The sequence below is a fragment of the Citrobacter sp. C1 genome, assembly GCF_014596895.2.
GTDB lineage: Bacteria > Pseudomonadota > Gammaproteobacteria > Enterobacterales > Enterobacteriaceae > Citrobacter > Citrobacter gillenii.
On the sequence record NZ_CP115035.1, the window covers coordinates 3197800 to 3222850 of the forward strand.

A 25051-nucleotide genomic window follows, 5' to 3' on the forward strand; every position below is an offset into this window, starting at 1 on the left:
CGCCTCTCTCATATCAGAAATTCCCTTAATTGCGCCTCACGAACTCCAAAAGACTCTCTACCGCGCTGTCTAAGGATATTCAGTTTATCTAAGTTGTACTCAAGTAAATCTGTCGCCATTTCAGGCCGTTCGAATGTGTCACTGATCCGAATCGTCGGAATGTCTTTGAAAAGAATGTCGCGTAGCTGATCCATCGATTGTGTGTTGATCTCTAGAGTTTTTTGAAGCAACTGGACAGCGAGCCATTTCTTAGCAATCCGCAAAAGAAACCCTGGTTTAGGTTCTGGATAGATACCAACACCGACATTTATAACCCGGATATCCCGGTGATCTTTTTTCAGAGCGACAGTAGCGTCGGCGATCGCAAACAAAGTTGGATTGTTTGCACAGTAGCCTCCATCTATCAACTCAACCTTATCGCCTGCTGCGGTAACTATCACTTTCCTTTCGAAGAACGGATAGGCCGAGCAAGACGCCTGCACCGCGTCAGCGATGCTGACCCCGAATCCTGGACTGAAGGTTCCCTTACGACCATGGGCCTGCACAACGCTACCTTTGAAGATCATTGGTCTTTCGGTCATCCATCGAGTTGCGACGATGCCAATACCCGTCAGAACATCTTCGAATGTCTTATCTTGAAAGACTTCCTTAGCCAAATCCTGGAGCGCCAGTGTTCTTGCCGCAGCCGACCGGCTGGACATAACTCGTGGTACATGTTCGGTGTACAGTGCGTGTATTTGATCTACTTCGTATCCTAGAGCAATGAGCGCAGCAATAATCGCACCGGTGCTAGTACCAAATACAAGATCAAACCTCTTATATAACGGGCACCCAAGCATAGCCTCGATTTCCTTGAGGACACCCAGCGTATAAAAGCCCTTTGCACCGCCACCATCAAGTGCGAGAACACGGCATATATTGTCGTTGCTGTACTCGGTGAGCAGTGATGACGGTGAAACAGAATAAAACATTCTTTTTGCACTCCTTGTTCTCTACGATGATGTCCAACTTGTACCGAACACTTTATAAAAGCTGGTTGACTTCAAGTAGTCCGACACCTGCATAAACCAACAGCATGAGCGGATGAATCTCCATAAAATCGCATAGTAGGCTAACTTGTTCAGAGTAGGGCTTTTAAGGTCGCGTTCCATCGAACGGCTAGAAACGTCAAAAAATGCCGCTTGACTAAGGCCACTGTCTCACTGATCCGTTGCAGAGCATTGGGCTACGATAGTTTAAGCGTCGTCATTCTGTACTTTACCGAACACCCAGAGTTGAGGACCCATTACACAGTAGGACCTAAACCTATAGTATTCATTGATCTATTTTGACGCATTTGCCACTTTAATGAAATCCACAACTGCGGCTTTGCTCAAAAGCGGAGAGTCTGACCAGTATTTACCGCTTTCCGCGCATCAGTTGTTGTGCCCAGACGGTTCTGCGAATAGGTGACTTTCATATCCACCCCATCCAGGGAACACCATAGTAACGATCACCATATCCGAGGTTCACTCAACCCAGCTTTATATAACCCGCAACTATTGGTGGTCATTCTGGTGGTCTTGACAACAAGAACTTTCAGGTTTAGCTTATTTATTAGCCAGTTACTGGCAAAGGCGATCCCAGTCAGAGGAGCCAAATTTAAGAAGCCTGCTTAGGAAACTAAGCAGGCTTTTTGTTTTTCTACTTTCTCTTTCGTCCTATTTGTCATCTTACTCCGTTGTAACAGATAAAATCGTTTTCTCTTCCCGCCTGTCGCGGTAGTCTCATCACAGTCGCTAATATATCGACTGCAATGTGCGTAACCTTATTCCAATACTAATAACAAAAAATCAGTACAGACAGGATAGCTATGGATTCCACCCTCATCTCCGCGAGTCCTCAGGAGGACTCCTCTTTACATCATCGCGATCGCGCTCGACGTGCCGCACTGGGCAGCTTCGCCGGTGCCGTGGTCGATTGGTATGATTTTCTTCTGTATGGCATCACCGCCGCGTTAGTCTTTAACCGCGAGTTTTTCCCGCAAGTCAGCCCGGCGATGGGCACGCTCGCGGCCTTTGCCACCTTTGGTGTCGGATTTTTATTCCGCCCATTAGGCGGAGTTATCTTCGGTCACTTCGGCGATCGTCTTGGCCGCAAACGTATGCTGATGCTTACCGTCTGGGTGATGGGTATTGCCACGGCGTTGATTGGCATCATCCCCTCTTTTGACACTATCGGTTGGTGGGCTCCAGTACTGCTGGTAACACTACGCGCCATTCAGGGTTTTGCCGTCGGCGGCGAATGGGGCGGCGCGGCGTTACTCTCTGTCGAAAGCGCGCCAAAAAATAAAAAAGCCTTCTACAGCAGCGGCGTGCAGGTGGGTTATGGCGTTGGCCTATTGCTCTCGACCGGATTGGTTTCGCTGATCAGTTCGCAAACAACCGATGAGCAGTTCCTGAGTTGGGGCTGGCGCATCCCATTCCTGTTCAGCATCGTGCTGGTACTTGGTGCATTATGGATGCGTAACCGCATGGATGAATCAGCTGAGTTCGAGCAGCAAAAACAGGAACCTCTGCCCGAGAAAAAGCGGCTGCCGGTCGTTGAGGCGTTAATCCGCCATCCGGGCGCATTTTTAAAGATAATCGCCCTGCGCCTGTGTGAGCTGCTGACCATGTATATCGTCACCGCGTTTGCACTCAACTATTCCACGCAAAATCTGGGTCTACCGCGCGAGCTATTTCTGAATATCGGTCTGTTAGTTGGTGGGTTGAGCTGTCTGACCATCCCCTGTTTCGCCTGGCTTGCTGACCGCTTCGGCCGCCGACGGGTCTACATTACCGGCGCTCTGGTCGGCACGCTCTGTGCCTTTCCGTTCTTTATGGCCCTTGAGGCACAGTCTATCTTTTGGATTGTATTCTTCGCCATTATGCTGGCAAACATCGCCCACGACATGGTGGTCTGCGTGCAACAACCAATGTTTACCGGGTTGTTTGGCGCCAGTTACCGTTACAGCGGTGCTGGCGTTGGCTATCAGGTAGCCAGCGTCGTTGGCGGCGGCTTTACCCCGTTTATTGCCGCGGCACTGGTGACCTTCTCGGGCGGAAACTGGCACAGCGTAGCCATATACCTGATGGCGGGGTGTCTTATTTCTGCCGCGACCGCAATTCTGATGAAAGATAAACCGCACGGCTAAGCCGTTCTGCGAGGGCCGTTCGGCCTTCGCAGATTCTTCCTTAACGTCTGACTTTTGTTTCACATTCCTGTGACATACTATCGGGAGAGCAGCACATCTGTGGAACAAGGAGACAGACATGAACAATAAGGGCTCCAGCCTGACCCCGGCTCAGGCACTGGATAAACTGAACGCATTGTATGAGCAATCGGTTAAGGCTCTGCGTAGCGCCATTGGCAAGTACATTGAAACCGGGACGCTTCCTGACATCATCGCCCGAGATAAAGGTCTTTTTGTTTACCCTTCACTTTCTGTGACCTGGGATGGCAGCGCAACGAATCCTCCAAAAACACGCGCCTATGGCCGTTTTACCCATGCTGGCTGCTATACCACGACCATTACTCGCCCGTCTCTGTTCCGACCTTATCTTGAAGAACAGCTCACCCTGCTGTACCAGGATTACGATGCGCATATCTCTGTCGAACCGTCCCAGCACGAGATCCCCTACCCCTACGTGATAGACGGTTCTGAGTTGACGCTCGACCGCTCCATGAGCGCCGGATTAACGCGCCATTTCCCCACTACCGAACTGTCGCAGATTGGCGATGAAACCGCGGATGGAACATTTCACCCGGCAGAATTTTCTCCCCTGTCGCACTTCGACGCCCGACGCGTTGATTTTTCACTTGCACGCCTGCGCCATTACACCGGCACACCGGTAGAACATTTTCAGCCTTTCGTACTGTTCACCAACTACACTCGCTATGTCGATGAGTTTGTGCGCTGGGGCTGTAGCCAGATCCTCGACCCGGACAGTCCGTATATTGCGCTGTCATGCGCAGGTGGAATTTGGATTACCGCAGAAACTGAGGCACCGGAAGAGGCTATTTCCGATCTTGCCTGGAAGAAGCACCAGATGCCCGCCTGGCATTTAATCACCGCCGACGGTCAGGGGATCACACTGGTGAATATCGGCGTTGGCCCGTCAAACGCCAAAACCATTTGCGATCACCTGGCGGTCCTGCGTCCTGACGTCTGGCTAATGATTGGGCACTGTGGCGGCCTGCGTGAGAGCCAGGCCATAGGTGATTACGTTCTCGCCCACGCCTACCTACGCGACGACCACGTGCTGGATGCCGTACTGCCGCCAGATATTCCGATTCCGAGCATCGCCGAAGTCCAGCGCGCGCTGTATGACGCGACCAAAGAGGTCAGCGGCATGCCCGGTGAAGAGGTCAAACAGCGACTGCGTACCGGCACCGTCGTCACCACTGACGACCGTAACTGGGAGCTACGCTATTCTGCCTCTGCGCTGCGTTTTAACCTCAGTCGTGCCGTCGCTATCGATATGGAGAGCGCCACGATTGCCGCGCAGGGTTACCGTTTCCGCGTACCTTACGGCACCCTGCTTTGCGTCTCCGATAAACCGCTGCACGGTGAGATTAAACTGCCAGGCCAGGCCAACCGTTTTTATGAAGGTGCAATTTCCGAGCATCTGCAAATCGGTATTCGGGCAATCGATCGGCTTCGCGCCGAAGGCGATCGCCTGCATTCCCGCAAACTACGTACGTTCAACGAACCGCCGTTCCGTTAAGGCCTGAAGGTAACTATGCATAACTCAACGCCCCTTTCCGCCCTGCGCAATCTCCTGTTAGCACAGGGACTGGATGGTATGATTGTTCCACGCGCCGACGCTCATCAGAGTGAGGATTGCACACCACACGACAATAAACTGGCCTGGCTTACCGGCTTTAGCGGCTCAGCTGGTCTGGCACTGGTGCTTCGCGATCGCGCATTGATGTTTGTCGATGGACGTTACCAGGTCCAGGTCCGTAACGAAGTCTCCCTGGACGATTTCGAGATTCATCATTTACACGACGAGCCGCTAGCCGATTATTTGCAGACGCATGTGCCAGCAGGTACCCGCATTGGCTTTGAGCCTCTGCTGATGGTCAACAGCCAGTTTGAGGCGCTTTCGGCCACTCATTGCGAACTGGTCGCGCTGGAAACCGACCCCTTCGATACAGTTTGGCTCGACCGTCCTGCTGCCCCCTGCGGCATCATCCGCGAAATGCCCATTGAGATCAGCGGCGAAAGCAGTGCGCAGAAACGCGCACGGATCGTCGAGCAACTTGCTCAGCATCAGGCTGACTTTCTGGCAATCACCCTGCCCGATAACATCGCCTGGCTGCTCAATGTGCGCGGTTCAGATCTCAATATGGTTCCGGTGCCTTTTTCGTTTGCCTTGCTGCATCGCAGTGGTGAACTGGAGTGGTTTGTGGATGCCAACAAAACGCAGCAGTTACCCGAAGCGCTACTGAACGCATTAACGATTTCGCCACAAGAGGATTTTCTGTCTCGCTGCCAGCAACTTGCCCACGGGAAACGCTTCCTGGTCGATAAAGACTATGCACCGGTTGCACTGCGATTCGCCATTGAACAGCACGGTGGCGAACTCCTCTGGGCACCCGATCCCATAACGCTTATCAAAGCACATAAAAATGACACAGAACTGGCGGGTTATCGCGAATGTCATGAGCAGGATGGTGCCGCTTGGGTGAACTTCCTCGCCTGGCTGGCGCATGAAGTCCCCTTACGTGAGGCTGCGGGTAATCCGGTAACCGAACTGGAAGCCCAGGAAAAACAGTTGGCGTTTCGCCAGCAGCAGCCTGGGTTTATTGAGCAAAGTTTTGGTACGATCTCAGCATCAGCCAGCAATGCGGCAATGTGTCATTATCATTCCAGCGAAAAAACCAATACCCCCATCACCTCTCAGGCGATGTATTTAAATGATTCTGGTGGTCAGTATCAGAACGGCACTACGGATACAACGCGCACCCTCGCCTTTGGCCCGCAGGATCCACAGCGTCGACTGCATTACACTGCAGTGCTGAAAGGCTTTTTATCGCTGATCACGTTGCAATTCCCGAGCGGTACTCAGGGGCATCAACTGGATGCGTTTAGCCGTCGGGCACTTTGGGCGCTGGGCCTGGATTACGATCATGGCACCGGCCACGGTGTCGGGCATCAGTTGTTGATCCACGAGCAGCCGCACCGCATTGCAAAGAAAGTGAACCCCTGGCCTCTGGTTGCGGGCAACATTATTACCATCGAACCAGGATATTATCTGGCCGGACAATACGGTATCCGTATTGAGAATCAGGTGGAAATTATCGACAGTCGCCCTGGCTTTTGCCGCTTCTCCACGTTGACGCTAGTGCCCATTGATTTGAATCTGGTTGAGTTGCATCTGCTGAGCGAGAGCGAAAAGCAGTGGATTGATGATTACCATCAGCAAGTCAGAGAAACCTTGTCACCGCGCGTAAACAGTGATGCTCGTCCATGGCTATTTGCTGCCACCGCGCCGATTCGTGTTCAGGCCAATTAATGCATTAAAAAAGGCAGCCCGCAGGCTGCCTTAGTTCTCCCCAACATCTTACGGCTTAACTGTTACGGATGTATTCATCCATTTCAGTTTTCAGGTTATCGGACTTGGTGCCGAAAATAGCCTGAACACCAGAACCCGCAACCACCACGCCTGCTGCACCCAGTTTCTTCAGGCCAGCCTGATCCACTTTGGCGACGTCAGCCACGCTGACACGCAGACGCGTAATGCACGCATCGAGGTTAGTGATGTTTTCTTTTCCGCCGAACGCAGCAACCAGGGCCGGAGCCATTTCACCCGTTGCGCCCGCTTTGCTGTCTTCAGTCGCGTCTTCACGACCCGGTGTTTTCAGGTCCAGCGCTTTGATCAGCACACGGAAGATGGTGTAGTAGGCGATAGCATAGCCAGCACCGACAATTGGGAACAGCCACAGTTTGCTGCTGTTACCGGACAGAACGATAAAGTCGATCAGACCATGAGAGAACGACGTACCGTCACGCATACCCAGCAGGATACAGATCGGGAATGCCAGGCCTGCCAGAATCGCGTGGATGATGTACAGGATCGGCGCCACGAACATGAAGGAGAACTCGATCGGCTCGGTAATACCGGTCAGGAACGAGGTCAGCGCCGCGGAGATCATGATACCGCCCACTTTCGCGCGGTTTTCTGGTTTTGCAGAATGCCAGATAGCAATAGCGGCAGCCGGCAGACCGTACATTTTGAACAGGAAGCCACCAGACAGCATGCCCGCAGTCGGGTCACCCGCCATATAGCGAGGGATATCGCCGTGGAACACCTGGCCCGCAGCGTTGGTGTATTCGCCAATCTGCATCTGGAATGGAACGTTCCAGATATGGTGCAGACCAAACGGTACCAGGCAGCGTTCAATGAAGCCGTAGATACCGAACGCCACAACCGGGTTCTGGTATGCAGCCCATTGGGAGAATGTCTGGATAGCAGTACCGATCGGCGGCCAAATAAAGGACAGGACCACACCCGTAAAGATGGCAGCCAGACCAGAAATAATTGGAACGAAGCGCTTACCGGCAAAGAAGCCAAGATACTCAGGCAGTTTGATACGGTAGAAACGGTTGAACATATACGCTGCTATCGCACCGGAGATAATCCCCCCGAGAACACCCGTATCAGCAAGGTGTTTAGCTGCGATCTCTTCAGCAGGTAAATGCAGAACCAGCGGCGCAACCACAGCCATGGTCTTGACCATGATGCCGTAGGCAACCACTGAAGCCAGTGCGGAAACACCGTCATTGTTGGTGAAGCCTAACGCGACACCGATGGCAAAAATCAACGGCATGTTTGCAAAAACAGAACCGCCTGCTTCTGCCATAACGTGCGATACAACGGCTGGCAGCCAGCTGAAGTTAGCGGAACCGACACCCAGCAGGATACCTGCGATCGGGAGTACGGATACCGGCAGCATCAGCGATTTACCGACCTTTTGCAGGTTAGCAAATGCATTCTTAAACATAATTAGGAGTGCTCCTGAGTATTTGTGCTTATACACTTCATCCTTCAAACCGCCTCAGCGTTGGCTGCGCTCGTTCATCCCAGTTACTTACTTAAGTAAGCTCCTGCAATTCACTCACTTGCCGCCTTGATGCTGCTTGAATGATTTTGCGTATTCTACGTTCTCACGCATTGGCGAGGGGGGAGAACCTCGCCGTGAACAGGGCATCTAAGTACCCTTTATTTATTACACAGAGTAAAATAATTCAGCTTATTTTTGTTTGACGGCTATCACAATTCAGCTGTGGATAGCCGTAAAATTCGCACAATCCGATAAAATGAGTATCTGAATGTGTCTAACTGGTTATTCACCGCCCATTTTATGGCGGTGAACTTTACTCGGTTTACTTATTAATTACGAGCTTTAAAAAAACTCAATTAACGGATAGATTGCAGGCGAGAAGCGTTGATGTGAAACAGGCGGGCAAAGTTATCAGTGGTGATTTTCGCCAGTTCTTCAACGGCAACACCTTTCAATACGGCCATATACTCTGCGACATCACGAACCATGGCGGGCTGGTTCTCTTTACCACGATGCGGTACCGGCGCAAGATACGGAGAGTCAGTCTCAACTAACAAGCGATCCAAAGGAACATAGCGTGCGGCGTCGCGTAACTGTTCGGCGTTACGGAACGTGACGATGCCGGAAAAAGAGATATAGAATCCGAGATCCAGCAATTTGCCCGCAGTTTCCCTGTCCTCTGTAAAACAGTGTAGTACGCCGCCACAATCCGTCACGTTTTCTTCTCGCAGAATCGATAGCGTATCGGCTCGCGCATCACGGGTATGGACGATCACTGGTTTTTGCAGTTCGCGGCCAATCTGAATGTGATGAATGAACGACTCCTGCTGACGCACTTTGGTTTCCGGGGTGTAGAAATAGTCCAGCCCGGTTTCCCCCATCGCCACCACGCCGTCTTCCGCGGCAAAGCGACGCAGGTCTTCTACATCATAGGTTTCATCCTGATTTAACGGATGTACACCGCAGGAGAACACCACATTATCGCGCTCGCCAACCAGGTCGCGCATATTGCGGTATCCGGGTAAGGTGGTCGCTACGGCAAGACAAAACTTCACATCACGCGCTGCCGCTTTCGCCAGCACGTCATCCACGTCCTTATGCAGAGATTGATAATCCAGGCCATCAAGATGGCAGTGTGAGTCGACTAAAAACATAATGTCTCTCTCAAAGATGGGGAACAGGCAGTACGGTGCCTGGTTGCAGGTAATGCTCAATACGCAGGATAAGATCGGTTAATACCAGTTCACGATTGACGCCCGTCACGTTGAGCAGTTGCTGACGGCAGTAGCACACATCACCCAGCATCGCCTGAATCTGCGCCACGGAGAACAGTTCAGCAATGGATGAAATCAACGCCAGTGCATCAGGGTTAGTTAAATGGGCAGCACCATACGGACGTTTGAGCGCATCCGTAAAGAGCGTTGCCAGCCAGTGTAAGCGGGCTGCAGCTTGTTCATGGTTGAGCGCCGCCAGCAGCTGATACCAGTCGCCGGAATGCAAGGTGTTCGCCAGTGCCGCGCAAAAATCGCTACGGTGCGCCCAGCTTTCTGCCTGAAGCAACATTAGTGCCGCCCCAGGAGACCCGGCGCTCAGGCGTAGTGCGCTAAGAAGTGCATCCTGCGGGGCAGTCACTTCGCGGGCCAACCAGGAAACCGCATACGATTCCTCCGGGGGAGCAAGGTGATGCAATCGACAACGGCTGCGTAATGTGGCAAGTAAGCGTGCCGGCTCGGTAGTAGCCAGGAAAAACCACGTTTGCGCCGGCGGCTCTTCTAACGTCTTTAGCAGGGCATTGGCTGCCGCATCCGTTAACTGGGCAGCATCGGGGATCCACACCACTTTGGCACCGCCCAGACGCGAATGTTCGTACAGCTTTTCAGTGACTTCACGTACCGCGTCAACACCCAGCGTGTTCTTTCCTTTTTCCGGCAGCAGAGAATAATAGTCAGGATGCGTTCCTGCCTGCATCAACTGGCAACCACGGCAATGTCCACAGCTTTTATGCCCTTCCGGCTGCTGGCACATCAGATAGCGGCTAAGGGCGTAAATCAGCGCGTCGTCACCCATACCGGGTAACGCCTGAATCAGTAACGCATGGTGACCGCGACCCGCCTGGTAACTGGCGACAAGTTTTTCAAAATCGGGTCGTAACCATGGATACCATTTCATGCGCCCTGCTCCTGTACCCAGTGGGTAATGGTGCTACGGATATCATTCATGACAGCTTCAAGCGGCTGCGTGGCATCTATGGTACGGATACTGGGATCTATCGCCGCCAGTTCCAGATAGCGGGCACGGGTGCGATTAAAGAAGTCAAAAGACTCCTGTTCAATGCGGTCCAGCTCACCACGAGCACGGGCACGCTTTAAACCCACTTCAGGCGTCACATCCAGATAGAGCGTCAGGTCCGGGCGAAAATCACCGAGTACCGCATCACGCAGAGTGGCCAACATCGTTTGGTCGATGCCACGGCCACCGCCTTGATAGGCCTGGGTCGACAGATCGTGACGGTCGCCAATCACCCAGGCACCTTTTGCCAACGCAGGCTTAATGACGGTTTCGACCAGCTGAACACGTGCGGCGTAGAACATCAGCACTTCCGCTTTATCGGTAATCACTTCGTCACCGACCGACTTGATGTCCAGCACCAGGCTTCTTAATTTCTCTGCCAGCTGGGTCCCACCTGGCTCGCGGGTAAACACCATGTCGCGGATACCGAGTTGCTCAAGTGTCTCCACCACTACATCCCGCGCGGTAGTTTTTCCGGCGCCTTCCAGGCCCTCGATGACGATATAATTACTGCCCATTTTTTTCCTTAAGCACTTTCAGATAATCCTGCACAGATCGGTTGTGGCTGGCAAGATTGGTATTAAACGTGTGACCACCTTTACCGTCAGCCACGAAATAGAGATACGGTGTTTTTGCCGGATGCGCGGCGGCCTGCAATGAGGCTTCGCCCGGCATAGCAATCGGGCCTGGCGGCAGCCCGGTAATGGTGTAGGTGTTATACGCAGTCGGCGTTTCCAGGTCGGCGCGCGACAATTTACCATTATACCGTGTGCCTATCCCGTAAATCACGGTCGGATCGGTCTGTAAGCGCATGCCAATACGTAAACGGTTTATAAACACCGAGGCCACCTGATCGCGCTCGCTGGCGACAGCGGTTTCTTTTTCAATAATAGAGGCCATGGTCACCAGCTGATTTTTGTCGGTATACGGTAGACCTTCGGCACGCCCTTCCCAGGCAGTATCAACAGCTTTGACCATTTTCTGGTGTGCACGCTTCAGCAGCGCCACATCCGAGGTGTTGGCGGTATACATCCAGGTATCCGGCCAGAACCAGCCTTCCACCCATTCCGGGTTCTCCAGCTTCAGCGCCTCGGCAACGGTAGCGTAGTTGTCGTCGCTCAATGTGTGCTTGATATAGGGCGCATCGCGCAGCTGTTTAAGGTAATCACTCAGGCGCATGCCCTCAACCAGACGTAATGGGAACTGTGCTTCTTTTCCGCTTTCCAGCAGTTGCAACATTTCCCGTACAGTCATATCAGGCGTCAACCGGTAGGTCCCGGCTTTAAAATGCGAAAGGTCGGGTTCAATACGCAGTAACCACTGGAATACGCGTGGACGATTAATCACCTTATCTGCATACAGCTGCTCACCCAGAGCCAGACGACCCGTGCCCGCTTTCAGCGTAAAAATCGTTTCATCTTTAATCAATAATTTACTGTCCGCCAGATGGCGAACTTTCCACATTCCCACACCCGTGGCAATGCCCAGCACAACCAGCAATAAAACAACAACGCGTAACAATTTTTTCATGACTAATTTGGGTGCTCACAAAGTGGGGCTAAAAAATCGAATAACAAACGTGAAGACAACATCCTGTCACCACAGGCACGCACGGGAACCACCGGCATTAATGCATTACAGACAACCATCTCATCCGCCTGCATCACGTCCTCTTCCCGCGCATACACGTCGACAATCTTGAACGGTGATTGTGCCAGCATCCGCATACAGAATTGTCGCATAATGCCGTTCACGCCAGCCTGATCCAGTCGAGGGGTATAAACGACATCGTCTTTACGCCAGAACACATTAGCCGCACAGCATTCCGTAACCCATCCCTCACTGTCAAGAACCAGCGCTTCATCGGCGTCTGTCTGCTCAAGATGAGAACGAATCAGCACCTGCTCCAGTCGGTTCAAGTGTTTAATTCCGGCAAGCATCGGATTGCGCCCCAGACGCACAGGACTTACAGCCAGAACAATCCCATCGTTCTGCCAACGAGCGTAATGTGTGGGAAAGGCAGAAGTAGAGAGAATACGCGTAGGCGAATGACAGTTCGCGCCACTATAGCCCCTGCCCCCGCTACCACGACTGATGATCACTTTCAGTACACCACGTGTATGCCCGACCGCCAGCATTTGCATTTCATCTTGCAGTTCTGACCACTTATCGAAGGGGATCAGCAATTTTTTGCATGCGTCGTCTAAACGCTGGAGATGCGCCGAAAGAAAACACACATTACCATCGACAATTCGCGCAGTGGTAAAACATCCGTCACCAAACTGCGTCGCACGATCGCTTGCAACCAACGTGCCCTGCTCACGGCCATTAATTAAGAACATGGTGGCTCCTTATTCGTGGTCAGCTAGTTTGGCAGGATGCCAAAGCCAGGACAAGGTCGAAAAATCGAATAAAAAAAGGCCCGCAAGCGGACCTTTTTTATGACGCCAGGTAAGTTACCTGCGGGACTTAGATCTTTTTAAAGATCACCGAACCGTTAGTACCACCAAAGCCGAAGGAGTTACAAAGAGCATATTCCATGCCGCTGACCTGACGTGCTTCGTGCGGAACAAAGTCCAGGTCACAACCTTCATCCGGGTTATCCAGGTTGATGGTTGGTGGAACCGCCTGATCGCGCAGCGCCAGAATAGAGAAAATAGACTCTACCGCGCCCGCCGCACCCAACAGGTGTCCGGTCATGGATTTGGTCGAACTGACCATCACGCTACGTGCCGCATCACCAAAGACAGATTTCACTGCCTGAGTTTCCGCTTTATCGCCTGCTGGTGTAGACGTGCCATGTGCGTTGACATAGGCAATCTGACCGGGTTCGATAGCCGCGTCACGTAATGCGTTGACCATCGCCAGTGCAGCACCCGCGCCGTTTTCCGGCGGCGAAGTCATATGGTAAGCATCGCTGCTCATCCCAAAACCGACCACTTCAGCGTAAATTTTTGCACCACGCGCTTTTGCATGCTCGTACTCTTCCAGTACCACCATACCAGCGCCGTCGCCCAGCACAAAACCGTCACGCTCTTTGTCCCACGGACGGCTTGCCGCTTGCGGGTTATCATTACGCGTAGACAGCGCACGTGCTGCGCCAAAACCACCCACACCCAGCGGTGTACTGGCTTTTTCAGCACCACCCGCAACCATCGCGTCTGCGTCGCCGTATGCAATGATACGCGCGGCATGACCGATGTTATGCACGCCTGAAGTGCAGGCGGTAGCGATGGAGATGCTTGGCCCTTGCAGGCCGTACATGATGGTCAAGTGACCGGCCACCATGTTAACAATCGTCGACGGAACGAAGAATGGACTGATCTTACGTGGTCCACCGTTTACCAGCGAGGTATGGTTTTCTTCGATAAGACCGAGACCACCAATACCGGAGCCAATAGCGGCGCCAACACGGTGAGCGTTCTCTTCCGTAATTTCGAGACCAGAATCCTGCATGGCCTGAACGCCAGCGACAATTCCATATTGAATGAAGGCATCCATCTTGCGCTGTTCTTTGCGCGAGATAATGTCATCACAGTTAAAATCCTTTACTAAGCCAGCAAATTTCGTTGCATAGGCGCTAGTATCGAAATGGTCGATCAGGCTGATGCCACTCTGACCGGCAAGGAGAGCTTTCCAGGTAGACTCTACGGTATTGCCGACAGGAGACAACATGCCCAGTCCGGTCACAACTACACGACGCTTAGACACGGTTGTCCTCCAGGGAGGGAAAATAATTCAAGTGGGATAAAAAGATAAAACTCAGGCGGTCGAATGACCGCCTGGAGATGTTCACTTACGCCTGGTGACCGTTGATGTAATCAATGGCAGCCTGAACGGTAGTGATTTTCTCAGCTTCTTCGTCCGGAATCTCAGTATCAAACTCTTCTTCCAGAGCCATTACCAGCTCAACGGTGTCAAGAGAATCTGCGCCCAGGTCTTCAACGAAGGAAGCATTGTTGGTTACTTCTTCCTGCTTAACGCCCAGCTGTTCGCCGATAATTTTCTTAACGCGTTCTTCGATAGTGCTCATACTCTTAAATTTCCTATCAAAACTCGCTTTCGCGATGGTTTTCGTAGTGTATAAAATGTTGAAAAATTTGCAACTAAATCCCGGCAGGTCTTACCACGATTTTGCGTTATTTTGAGGGCATTCACCCTAATAACGCAAATTTTTTTATCTCGTGGTTAAACCATGTACATCCCGCCGTTGACATGCAAAGTCTCACCTGTGATGTAACTTGCTTCGTCAGAAGCTAAAAATGCAACCGCATTGGCGATTTCATTTGGGGAGCCAAGGCGCCCCGCAGGAACTGCCGCCAGCGTACCCGCACGCTGCTCATCAGTCAGCGCACGCGTCATGTCCGTTTCAATAAAGCCCGGAGCAACAACGTTTACAGTAATGCCACGAGACGCAACTTCACGCGCCAGTGATTTACTGAAGCCGATCAAACCCGCTTTCGCCGCAGCGTAGTTGGCCTGACCCGCATTTCCCATGGTACCAACCACAGAACCAATAGTGATAATACGACCATGACGCTTTTTCATCATAGCGCGCATTACCGCTTTTGACAGACGGAAAACAGATGACAGGTTGGTTTCAATGATATCGTTCCACTCGTCATCTTTCATGCGCATTAACAGGTTATCACGAGTAATCCCGGCATTATTAACCAGAATATCGACTTCCCCAAATTCTGCGCGAATATTTCCCAGAACAGATTCGATAGATGCAGGATCGGTCACATTCAACACCAGACCTTTACCATTTGCACCTAAGTAATCGCTAATGGCCTGCGCACCGCTTTCGCTGGTTGCAGTGCCGATCACTTTCGCGCCACGGGCAACGAGTGTTTCAGCAATTGCGCGGCCAATGCCACGGCTTGCACCGGTAACCAGCGCGATTTTTCCTTCAAAACTCATGGTTTTCCTCTTTTATTGCGCAAGCGCCGCAGTCAGCGCCGCCGGCTCATTCAATGCCGAAGCAGTCAGGGTATCAACAATACGTTTTGTCAGACCCGTGAGGACTTTACCCGGCCCCACTTCATACAGATGCTCTACGCCCTGGGACGCCATAAACTCGACGGTTTTGGTCCACTGAACCGGGCTGTACAGTTGGCGAACCAGCGCATCGCGTATCGCGTCTGCGTGGGTTTCGCACTTCACATCGACATTGTTCACAACCGGAACGGTCGGTGCGGTAAAAGTAATCTTCTGCAGTTCAACGGCCAGTTTTTCTGCTGCTGGTTTCATCAACGCGCAGTGAGACGGCACGCTAACCGGCAGCGGCAGAGCACGTTTCGCACCTGCGGCTTTACATGCTGCACCTGCACGCTCTACGGCTTCTTTATGCCCGGCAATCACCACCTGGCCCGGTGAGTTAAAGTTAACCGGTGATACAACCTGACCTTCTGCTGACTCTTCACAGGCTTTCGCGATGGACGCATCGTCCAGGCCGATGATAGCAGACATGCCGCCCGTACCTTCCGGCACCGCTTCCTGCATGAATTTGCCACGCAGTTCAACCAGGCGTACGGCATCAGCAAAGTTGATGACACCCGCGCATACCAACGCGGAGTATTCACCCAGGCTATGCCCGGCCATCAGCGCAGGCGTTGCACCACCCTGCTGCTGCCACACGCGGTACAATGCAACAGAGGCCGTTAACAGCGCTGGCTGCGTTTGCCAGGTTTTATTCAGTTCTTCTGCTGGTCCCTGCTGGGTAAGTGCCCACAGATCATAGCCCAGCGCAGCTGAAGCTTCAGCAAAAGTTTCTTCAACAATGGGGTAGGCTGCAGCCATTTCAGACAACATCCCAACGGTTTGAGATCCCTGACCCGGGAACACAAATGCAAATTGCGTCATGTTAAAATCCTTATACTAGAAACGAACCAGCGCCGAGCCCCAGGTGAATCCACCCCCGAAGGCCTCAAGCAATATCAGCTGACCGGCTTTAATTCGCCCGTCGCGGACGGCTTCGTCCAACGCACATGGAACGGAAGCGGCTGACGTATTGCCATGTCTGTCCAGCGTAACCACGACATTATCCATCGACATGCCCAGCTTTTTCGCCGTCGCGCTGATAATGCGCAAGTTTGCCTGGTGCGGTACCAACCAGTCCAGGGCAGAACGGTCGAGATTATTCGCTGCCAGCGTTTCATCAACGATGTGTGCAAGCTCGGTAACCGCTACTTTAAAGACTTCGTTACCCGCCATGGTCAGATGAATCGGGTTCTCCGGATTCACACGATCGGCATTCGGCAGTGTCAACAGTTCGCCATAGCGACCATCAGCATGCAAATGAGTGGAGAGAATGCCTGGCTCTTCTGAGGCACTCAGTACCACCGCGCCAGCACCATCACCAAAAATAATGATCGTCCCGCGATCGGTCGGATCACAAGTACGCGCCAGCACATCAGACCCGATCACCAGCGCGTGCTTCACTGCGCCGGACTTAACGTACAGGTCAGCCACGCTCAGGGCATAAGTAAAACCGGCGCAGGCAGCCGCGACGTCAAACGCCGGGCAGCCTTTAATTTCCAGCATACTTTGGATCTGGCACGCCGCACTCGGAAAAGCGTGCGTTGATGATGTGGTCGCAACCACAATCAGACCAATTTGATCTTTATCGATGCCAGCCATTTCAAGTGCGCGGTTTGCGGCGGCAAAGCCCATCGTCGCAACGGTTTCATTGGGCGCGGCAATATGGCGTTCACGGATACCTGTACGAGTGACAATCCACTCATCAGATGTCTCGACCATTTTTTCCAAATCGGCGTTAGTACGCACTTGTTCAGGCAGATAGCTGCCAGTACCAATAATCTTCGTATACATGTACGCTCAGTCACTTTTTGGTTATATACCGCTACGAACAAATCACGGGTAGGTAGGCTACGCTCTCGACCGCACTATCATCTGCGCGCCCGCGAGCGTGTCGTTTCGCCACCATCCAGCAGTTCGAATCCAGCTGGGTATACAGATTCCAGGCGAGCGGCAATTCGCTGAGGAACTTGTCGCTGCACCGCCTGCACTGCCTGTTCAATCGCGACTTCAAATGCTCGCTGATTGGCCGCACCATGACTTTTTATCACTGTGCCGCGCAATCCTAACAGACAGGCGCCATTATACTGGTCGGGGTTGAGGTGACTGAATCGCCTCGTTAGGCTTTTTTGTAACCAACGTTTTAATAACAGCAGCCACCACGACCGTTTTTTGCCCTCACCCTGAGATTTCAGCAGTGAAAGGAACATTCTTACAACACCTTCCATAGTCTTTAATGTGACATTGCCTGTAAAGCCGTCACAAACCAACACATCGGTTTTGCCAGTCAACAACTCATTGGCTTCAAGATAGCCGATATAGTTAATGGAAGGGATTGTTTTTAGCACAGCAGAAGCATCCCGAATACTGTCGAGACCCTTAGTTTCTTCTTCACCGATATTAAGCAATGCAACGCGAGGGCTGGCAATCCCAACCACCTCTTCTGCCAGCACGGAACCCATGACGGCAAATTGCACCAACATCGTACTGTCGCAATCAACGTTAGCGCCGAGATCCAGCACCACCGTTTTGCCCTTCTGCTGATGCGGCAACACCGTCACCAACGCAGGTCGCTCAATCCCCTCAAGGGGTTTGAGTAATAACTTCGCCAGTCCCATTAGCGCGCCCGTATTACCGGCGCTCACACAGGCTTCTGCACGACCTTCTTTCACGAGCTCCAGGGCAACACGCATAGAGCTACCACGACTGGCGCGGATAGCCTGCGAGGGCCGGGCATCACTGGCAATAACTGACTGAGCAGGGATAATCTGCAGACGTGAACGTTGTTCGAAGTCAGCTTTGGCAAGTAATGGCGTGATTGTATCGGGATCCCCGACTAAAAGAAGTGTGAGTTGCGAATTAGAATTCAGTGCCTGCAGTGCTGCAGGCACTGTCACGGTAGGGCCAAAATCGCCCCCCATGACATCTAACGCCAGGGTTAGACGTGTCAAGGTATCGTCGCTGCTCGGCTAGGTGTTTCCCCAGTTACCCGGGGAAAGCCTCACTAAGCTTCATCACGCTGGTTCTCTTTGTCTTTCTCACCGAGGTGGGAAATTCATTGAGCCATGCGTGATTACTTAGCGATTACCTTACGGCCGCGGTAGAAACCATCGGCAGTGATGTGGTGACGCAGGTGTTGTTCACCAGAAGTTTTGTCTACAGACAGGCTGGTGACTGCGGTCAGAGCGTCATGAGAACGACGCATGCCACGTTTGGAACGGGTTGGTTTATTCTGTTGTACGGCCATGGACCTTACTCCTCAATTACTTACGCTTTAAGCTGGCTAATACGGCAAATGGATTTGGTTTTTGCGCTTCATCAGGCAATTCACCAAAGACCATGTCCGCCTCGGACACTTCACAGTGTTCAGAATCATGCACCGGAACTACCGGCAAGGAGAGGATAATCTCATCTTCAACCATTGCAAGCAGATCGATTTCACCGAATTCGTTAACCTCAATCGGTTCATACGCTTCCGGCAGTGCTTCAGCCTGCTCGTCAGAACGGACAGGACTAAAACAATATGTTGTGTGGACATGGAGTGGGAACGGTTTCCCGCAACGCTGGCATGCGAGCGTAACCGAGACCTTCGCATCACCGGTAATAACGGCAAGACGTTGGTTATCGATCGCGAACGACATGGAGCATTCCACATCACTGTCCACACTGACTACAAAATCGGTGACGCGCTCTAACAGATCAGAAGTATAGATACCTTCATAATCGAGGCGTTTTTGAGCCGTACGAACCGGATCAAGAGTCAGGGGTAATTTTACCTTTTGCATAGGGCGCGCATATTAACTTTGTAACGTCATAGAGTCAAAGAAAAAGGCAGCCTGAGGTTGCCTTTTGCCAATAATTCGCACACATTGCGGGTCATCGACTTAAAATCACTCAAGTCTGGCCATAGCAGCCAACTTGAAGGTCGAGAGCCCTAGTTTAAAATGGCTCTCATCATTACGCTATATGCGAGGGAAAAAATATGCCTCAACTCATTCTTGCGTCTACCTCTCCCTGGCGTCGCGCCTTGCTTGAAAAACTGGCCATCCCGTTCGAATGTGCAGCACCTGAGGTTGATGAGACACCGCAGCCTGGCGAAACACCTCGGCATTTGGTATTACGTCTGGCCCAGGAAAAAGCGCAATCTCTTGCCCACCGCTACACATCACACCTCATTATTGGATCCGATCAAATCTGTGTACTTGATGGAGAAATAACCGGAAAACCGTTAACAGAAGAAAAGGCCAGACAACAATTAACCAAAGCCAGCGGCAATATTGTGACGTTTTACACCGGACTGGCGCTGTATAATTCTGCAAACGGACATTTACAAACCGAAGTCGAACCGTTCGATGTTCATTTCCGTCATTTAAGCGAGACGGAAATTGACGATTACGTACGCAAAGAACGTCCGTTACATTGTGCCGGCAGTTTTAAAAGCGAAGGATTAGGTATTGCGCTCTTTGAGCGTCTGGAGGGCCGCGATCCTAATACGTTGGTTGGCCTGCCGCTGATTGCGTTGTGTCAGATGCTACGCAGGGAAGAGATGAATCCGCTGAAAGCCTGATTAATCTTCCTGATGGCGACGCGGTGCGTCTTATCAGGCCTACGGCGCATAACGCAATGGTAGGCCTGATAAGCGACGTGCATCAGGCTTTGCTGCGTAATACCTCAAGGCAGCGTTTTAGCTGATTGTCCATCGGGGCTTCAACACGCATGACCTCACCGGTCCCCGGATGGGTAAACTTCAATGCTGCGGCGTGCAGAAACAGTCGGTTCAGCCCCGTACCGGCCAACTGCTTGTCGAACTCACGGTCGCCATAGCGATCGTCAAAAGCAATAGGATGTCCAGCATACTGGGTATGCACGCGAATCTGGTGGGTCCGCCCGGTTACCGGACTACAGCGCACAAGCGTGGAAAACGCATAGCGCTCTTCTACTTTAAATCGCGTCTCCGACGGTTTACCTTCCTGATTTACCCGCACGATTCGCTCACCGCTTTGCAGAATATTCTTTAACAGCGGCGCCTGTACGGTTTTGACATGCGACTGCCACTGACCTCTTACCAGCGCCAAGTAATCTTTTTGCATTCCCTTTTCGCGCAACTGTTCATGCAGCGAACGCAGTGCGGAACGTTTTTTGGCAACCAACAGCACGCCAGACGTGTCACGGTCGAGGCGATGCACCAATTCAAGGAAACGTGCCTCCGGGCGTAACGCTCGCAGACCTTCAATTACCCCAAAGCTTAATCCACTGCCGCCATGCACGGCCGTGCCTGATGGTTTGTTGAGCACCAGAATATGGTCATCTTCATACAGAATAACATCGGCCAGCGCGGCGACCTTCTGCAGATGCGGTGAAATAGCTTCTTCTTCGCGCTCAGCGACACGCACTGGCGGAATACGCACAATATCTCCGTCTTCGAGCTTGTACTCGGGTTTGATGCGTTTTTTATTCACACGCACTTCGCCCTTACGCAAAATGCGATAAATCATACTTTTTGGCACGCCTTTAAGCTGGGTGCGCAGAAAGTTGTCGATGCGTTGCCCTGCTTCGTCGGCAGTAATGGCAACAATTTTTACGGCTGGAGTCTCTGTTTTCATGGGTGCCGATTTTAAATAGCCATCAAGATTCGCGCCACACATTTTTCTATGCTTATATTAACTGCTATACCCTATTACACAGGTTTGACAGTTTCGATTTGGTGGTTATTAAACCAATCACTGTACGGAAGTGTAAAAACTGTGAGTAACCGGGTGGTAAATGGCAAAAGTCATCTTGCTATAACAAGGTTAGCAGTGGAATAATGAGGTCGTCTCCGTGTTGAATCTTGTTAAAACAAGAACTTTTCCGGAATGACCCAATTTTGCCCGACCGATCATCAACGCAGCAATGGCGTAAGACGTATTGATCTTTCAGGCAGTTAGCGGGCTGCGGGTTGCAGTCCTTACCGGTAAGTGCTCTATGAATTTCGCGTTGTAGGAAGACGGCAAGTCTGGGAACCCCCAAGAATTTACTCCGGTGAGTGACTGGGGTGAGTAGATGAAGCCAACGCACCGATAGCGTGAAAGACGACGAGCATAATGGAAGCGTTTCTGGAGAGTAACACCCAGACTGTTCCCCTGATAATTGCGCTGTGTTTCCGTATGAAATACAGGCAACCGACACTCTGCGCCTCTTTGAGCTGACGATAACCGTGAGGTTGGCGACGCGAATAGACACGAGGCCATCGGTTCACACCCGGAAAGGCATTACTCTGCCCGCAGCTTAGTCGTCAATGTAAGAATAATGAGTAAGTTACGATGAAAAGAATGTTAATTAACGCGACTCAGCAGGAAGAGTTGCGTGTCGCCCTTGTAGATGGGCAGCGTCTGTACGATCTGGATATCGAAAGTCCTGGACACGAGCAGAAAAAAGCCAACATCTATAAAGGTAAAATTACCCGTATTGAACCGAGTCTGGAAGCCGCTTTTGTTGATTATGGCGCTGAACGTCACGGTTTCCTCCCGTTAAAAGAAATTGCCCGCGAATACTTCCCCGCTAACTACAACTCCCATGGCCGTCCCAACATTAAAGATGTGTTGCGCGAAGGTCAGGAAGTGATTGTTCAGATTGATAAAGAAGAACGCGGCAACAAAGGTGCTGCACTGACCACCTTTATCAGCCTGGCGGGTAGTTATTTGGTTCTGATGCCTAACAACCCGCGTGCGGGTGGTATCTCTCGTCGCATCGAAGGCGATGACCGGACAGAACTCAAAGAAGCGCTGGCAAGCCTGGAACTGCCTGATGGCATGGGGCTCATCGTACGCACTGCGGGTGTTGGTAAATCCGCAGAAGCGCTGCAGTGGGACCTGAGTTTCCGTCTGAAGCACTGGGAAGCGATTAAAAAGGCCGCTGACAGCCGCCCTGCTCCGTTCCTGATCCATCAGGAAAGTAATGTCATCGTTCGCGCATTCCGCGACTATTTACGTCAGGATATCGGCGAAATCCTCATTGATAACCCAAAAGTCATGGAGATGGCGCGTCAGCACATCGCCGCGTTGGGTCGTCCGGATTTCAGCAGCAAAATTAAGCTCTACACCGGTGAAATCCCGCTGTTCAGCCACTATCAAATCGAGTCTCAGATTGAGTCTGCGTTTCAGCGTGAAGTGCGCCTGCCTTCTGGGGGTTCTATCGTTATCGATAGCACCGAAGCACTGACCGCAATTGATATCAACTCCGCACGCGCCACGCGCGGCGGCGATATCGAAGAGACCGCATTTAATACCAACCTTGAAGCGGCCGATGAAATCGCTCGCCAGCTGCGTCTTCGTGACCTCGGCGGCCTGATTGTTATCGACTTCATCGACATGACGCCGGTTCGTCACCAACGTGCCGTTGAGAACCGTCTGCGTGAAGCCGTTCGTCAGGACCGTGCGCGTATCCAGATTAGCCATATTTCTCGCTTCGGCTTGCTGGAGATGTCCCGTCAGCGTCTGAGCCCGTCATTAGGCGAATCCAGCCATCACGTCTGCCCGCGTTGCTCCGGCACAGGTACCGTGCGTGATAACGAATCGCTGTCGCTGTCTATTCTGCGCCTGATTGAAGAAGAAGCGCTGAAGGAAAACACCCAGGAAGTCCATGCGATTGTCCCGGTGCCGATTGCGTCTTATCTGCTTAACGAAAAACGTACTGCGGTCAATGCCATTGAAACCCGACAGAACGGCGTACGCTGTGTGATCGTGCCCAACGATCAAATGGAAACACCGCACTACTCTGTTCTGCGTGTTCGCAAAGGTGAAGAGACATCGACCCTGAGCTATCTGCTGCCGAAACTGCACGAAGAAGAGATGGCGTTACCGACGGAAGAAGAGTACGTCGAACGTAAACAGCCTGAACAGCCTGCGCTGGCGACCTTCGCCATGCCAGACGTACCGCCAGAACCTGCTCTGCAGGAGCCTGCCGTTACAGCCGTTGCTGCCGCACCAAAAGCAGCCGCAGTCGCAGCAGGATCCGAACAGCCTGGTTTGTTTGGTCGTTTCCTCGGCGCACTGAAGTCCATCTTTGGTGGCAATGAAGAAGCCAAGCCGGTTGAGCAGCCAGCACCGAAAGCGGAAGAGAAATCTTCTGAACGCCAGCAGGATCGTCGTAAGCCTCGTCAGAACAATCGCCGTGACCGCAACGATCGTAACGATCGTAACGATCGTCGTGATAATCGCGATAACCGTGGCGAACGTGATAACCGCGATCGTGACAACCGTAATGAACGTTCTGATAGCAGCGAAAACCGCGATGAAAATCGCCGTAACCGTCGCCAGCCGCAGAATGCCGAAGCGCGCGATACCCGCCAGCAATCCACTGATGTTGCTGATAAAGCGAAGTCAGGTGACGAGCAGCAGGCTCCGCGTCGTGAACGCAACCGCCGTCGTAACGACGACAAGCGTCAGGCACCGCAGGAAGTTAAAGAACTGAACCTGGTTGAACAACCGGCACAGGATACGGATCAAGAAGAGCGCGTTCGCCAGCCTCAGACTCGCCGTAAACAGCGTCAGTTGAACCAGAAGGTTCGTTACACCGATAGCGCAACCGTCGAAACCGAAGCCGTAACCGCTGCCGTGGTTACCGAAACGGTTGTGGCTGAGCCTGTGGTTCAGGCCGCTGTTGCCCAGCGAACTGAACTGGCGAAAGTCGACCTGCCTGCCGTTGTCACTACCGAGCATGAAGATAACAACGATGCGCGTGATAACAACGATGCACGTGATAGCAACGGTATGCCGCGTCGTTCTCGCCGCTCGCCTCGCCATCTGCGCGTAAGCGGACAGCGTCGTCGTCGCTATCGTGACGAACGTTACCCGACACAATCGCCAATGCCGATTACTGTCGCCTGTGCATCTCCAGAATTAGCCTCTGGTAAAGTCTGGATCCGTTACCCTGTTGCCCGTGCACAGGAACTGCAGGTTGAAGAGCAGCATCAGCAGGAAGTGGCCCAGGTGCAGCCGGTTATCGCCGAGCAGCAAAGCATTGCAGCGGTCGTTGCGCCAGCAGTGGAAACCGTAGCGGCATCTGTCGCGGTCACAGAAGCGCCGGTAGTCACCGAAACCGTCGTTGTCGAACCTCAGGTTGTGGCGGTTGAAACCACACATCCGGAGGTTATCGAGACGGCTGTTGAGGAACAACCGCAGTTCATCGTTGACGCTGACGTCCCGGTTGCAGAAGAGGTTGTTGCTGAAGCTGAGCCCGTAGCAAACGTGGTAGAAGCACCGATTACCGAAGAACCTGTCCAGGTTGACGTCGCTGTCGCCCAGCCAGACGTTGCTGAACCGGTTATCGAGGCCGCGCCAATTGCCCCGGTTACGCAGGAAGAAGTCGCACCGGTTGCACCAGTCGTTGTCGCTGAAGCTGTGGTAGAACCTGCGTCTGTTGCCGCTGTACCCGTAACGGTTCACAGCCACGCAACCGCACCGATGACCCGCGCACCTGCGCCGGACTACGAACCAGAAGCGCCGCGTCAGAGCGACTGGCAGCGCCCTGCTTTCGACTTCGAAGGCAAAGGTGCCGCAGGCGGTCACAGCGCCACGCATCAGGCTACTGCCCCAGCCACACGCCCGCAGCCTGTTGAGTAAGCCGTAATCAACATCAAAGCCGACCTTCG

Annotated in this window: 21 protein-coding genes; 5 read left to right on the forward strand and 16 right to left on the reverse strand. The window is 52.5% G+C overall.

All coding sequences use genetic code 11. The annotated features are described in order from the left end of the window. Nucleotides 1-8: 8 nt before the first annotated feature. Complete coding sequence (locus IB214_RS15570; protein ID WP_117341774.1) at nt 9-971, reverse strand: patatin-like phospholipase family protein; 963 nt, start codon at nt 969-971, stop codon at nt 9-11. Nucleotides 972-1852: 881 nt separating this feature from the next. Here IB214_RS15570 and shiA point away from each other — a divergent pair. From shiA to IB214_RS15585, 3 genes are all read left to right on the forward strand, one after another. Further along, on the forward strand, nt 1853-3175 hold the full coding sequence (shiA, locus tag IB214_RS15575) for a shikimate transporter (RefSeq protein ID WP_096757535.1): 1323 nt from the start codon (nt 1853-1855) through the stop codon (nt 3173-3175). A 118-nt stretch (nt 3176-3293) separates the two neighbouring features. Then, a complete protein-coding gene (locus IB214_RS15580) occupies nt 3294-4748 on the forward strand; it encodes an AMP nucleosidase (protein WP_117341772.1) in 1455 nt (484 codons plus the stop codon). 15 nt (nt 4749-4763) lie between these two features. Next, nucleotides 4764-6542, forward strand: a complete 1779-nt coding sequence (locus tag IB214_RS15585; protein WP_117341771.1) for an aminopeptidase P family protein — start codon at nt 4764-4766, stop codon at nt 6540-6542. Between the two features lie 55 nt (nt 6543-6597). Here the strand turns inward: IB214_RS15585 and ptsG are convergent, their stop codons facing one another. The 14 genes from ptsG to yceD all read right to left on the reverse strand — a co-directional run bounded on the left by ptsG (nt 6598) and on the right by yceD (nt 19205). Then, nucleotides 6598-8031: a PTS glucose transporter subunit IIBC gene (gene ptsG / locus IB214_RS15590; RefSeq protein WP_096757538.1), complete on the reverse strand. Its 1434-nt coding sequence runs from the start codon at nt 8029-8031 to the stop codon at nt 6598-6600. Nucleotides 8032-8447: 416 nt separating this feature from the next. Next, the gene (locus IB214_RS15595; RefSeq protein ID WP_117341770.1) at nt 8448-9245 is read right to left on the reverse strand and encodes a metal-dependent hydrolase; all 798 of its coding nucleotides are present in this window, start codon (nt 9243-9245) and stop codon (nt 8448-8450) included. Nucleotides 9246-9255: 10 nt separating this feature from the next. Further along, nucleotides 9256-10260: a DNA polymerase III subunit delta' gene (gene holB, locus IB214_RS15600; protein WP_117341769.1), complete on the reverse strand. Its 1005-nt coding sequence runs from the start codon at nt 10258-10260 to the stop codon at nt 9256-9258. After that, complete coding sequence (gene tmk / locus IB214_RS15605; RefSeq protein ID WP_115258856.1) at nt 10257-10898, reverse strand: dTMP kinase; 642 nt, start codon at nt 10896-10898, stop codon at nt 10257-10259. The genes holB and tmk overlap by 4 nt, the downstream gene beginning before the upstream one ends. Continuing rightward, a complete protein-coding gene (gene yceG / locus IB214_RS15610) occupies nt 10888-11910 on the reverse strand; it encodes a cell division protein YceG (protein ID WP_117341768.1) in 1023 nt (340 codons plus the stop codon). Before yceG ends, tmk begins: the two co-directional genes overlap by 11 nt. 2 nt (nt 11911-11912) lie before the next feature. Beyond that, nucleotides 11913-12722: an aminodeoxychorismate lyase gene (gene pabC / locus IB214_RS15615; RefSeq protein WP_096757543.1), complete on the reverse strand. Its 810-nt coding sequence runs from the start codon at nt 12720-12722 to the stop codon at nt 11913-11915. 127 nt (nt 12723-12849) lie between these two features. Beyond that, nucleotides 12850-14091 (reverse strand): beta-ketoacyl-ACP synthase II, encoded by a 1242-nt coding sequence (gene fabF / locus IB214_RS15620; protein ID WP_115258859.1) that lies wholly within the window; start codon nt 14089-14091, stop codon nt 12850-12852. Between the two features lie 85 nt (nt 14092-14176). Further along, nucleotides 14177-14413 carry an acyl carrier protein gene (gene acpP / locus IB214_RS15625; protein ID WP_000103754.1) on the reverse strand — a complete coding sequence of 79 codons (237 nt, stop codon included), beginning with the start codon at nt 14411-14413 and terminating at the stop codon, nt 14177-14179. A gap of 155 nt (nt 14414-14568) precedes the next feature. Further along, nucleotides 14569-15303 carry a 3-oxoacyl-ACP reductase FabG gene (gene fabG / locus IB214_RS15630; RefSeq protein WP_096757545.1) on the reverse strand — a complete coding sequence of 245 codons (735 nt, stop codon included), beginning with the start codon at nt 15301-15303 and terminating at the stop codon, nt 14569-14571. A 12-nt stretch (nt 15304-15315) separates the two neighbouring features. Continuing rightward, nucleotides 15316-16245 (reverse strand): ACP S-malonyltransferase, encoded by a 930-nt coding sequence (gene fabD, locus IB214_RS15635; protein ID WP_117341767.1) that lies wholly within the window; start codon nt 16243-16245, stop codon nt 15316-15318. 15 nt (nt 16246-16260) lie between these two features. After that, entirely contained in the window at nt 16261-17214 is a 954-nt protein-coding gene (gene fabH / locus IB214_RS15640) for a beta-ketoacyl-ACP synthase III (RefSeq protein ID WP_096757547.1), read from the reverse strand. A gap of 77 nt (nt 17215-17291) precedes the next feature. Next, on the reverse strand, nt 17292-18371 hold the full coding sequence (gene plsX / locus IB214_RS15645) for a phosphate acyltransferase PlsX (RefSeq protein ID WP_096759432.1): 1080 nt from the start codon (nt 18369-18371) through the stop codon (nt 17292-17294). Between the two features lie 122 nt (nt 18372-18493). After that, nucleotides 18494-18667, reverse strand: a complete 174-nt coding sequence (gene rpmF / locus IB214_RS15650) for a 50S ribosomal protein L32 (protein WP_003036242.1) — start codon at nt 18665-18667, stop codon at nt 18494-18496. 16 nt (nt 18668-18683) lie between these two features. Then, nucleotides 18684-19205, reverse strand: coding sequence for a 23S rRNA accumulation protein YceD (yceD, locus tag IB214_RS15655; protein ID WP_115258860.1), 522 nt, complete (start codon nt 19203-19205; stop codon nt 18684-18686). Nucleotides 19206-19402: 197 nt separating this feature from the next. Here yceD and IB214_RS15660 point away from each other — a divergent pair, with 197 nt between their 5' ends. Next, a complete protein-coding gene (locus IB214_RS15660; protein WP_096757549.1) occupies nt 19403-19987 on the forward strand; it encodes a nucleoside triphosphate pyrophosphatase in 585 nt (194 codons plus the stop codon). Between the two features lie 82 nt (nt 19988-20069). Here IB214_RS15660 and rluC read toward each other — a convergent pair whose 3' ends face one another. Next, on the reverse strand, nt 20070-21023 hold the full coding sequence (gene rluC / locus IB214_RS15665; RefSeq protein ID WP_167456044.1) for a 23S rRNA pseudouridine(955/2504/2580) synthase RluC: 954 nt from the start codon (nt 21021-21023) through the stop codon (nt 20070-20072). 699 nt (nt 21024-21722) lie between these two features. Between rluC and rne the strand changes: the two genes are divergently transcribed. Then, entirely contained in the window at nt 21723-25022 is a 3300-nt protein-coding gene (rne, locus tag IB214_RS15670; protein ID WP_117341766.1) for a ribonuclease E, read from the forward strand. Nucleotides 25023-25051 lie beyond the last annotated feature (29 nt).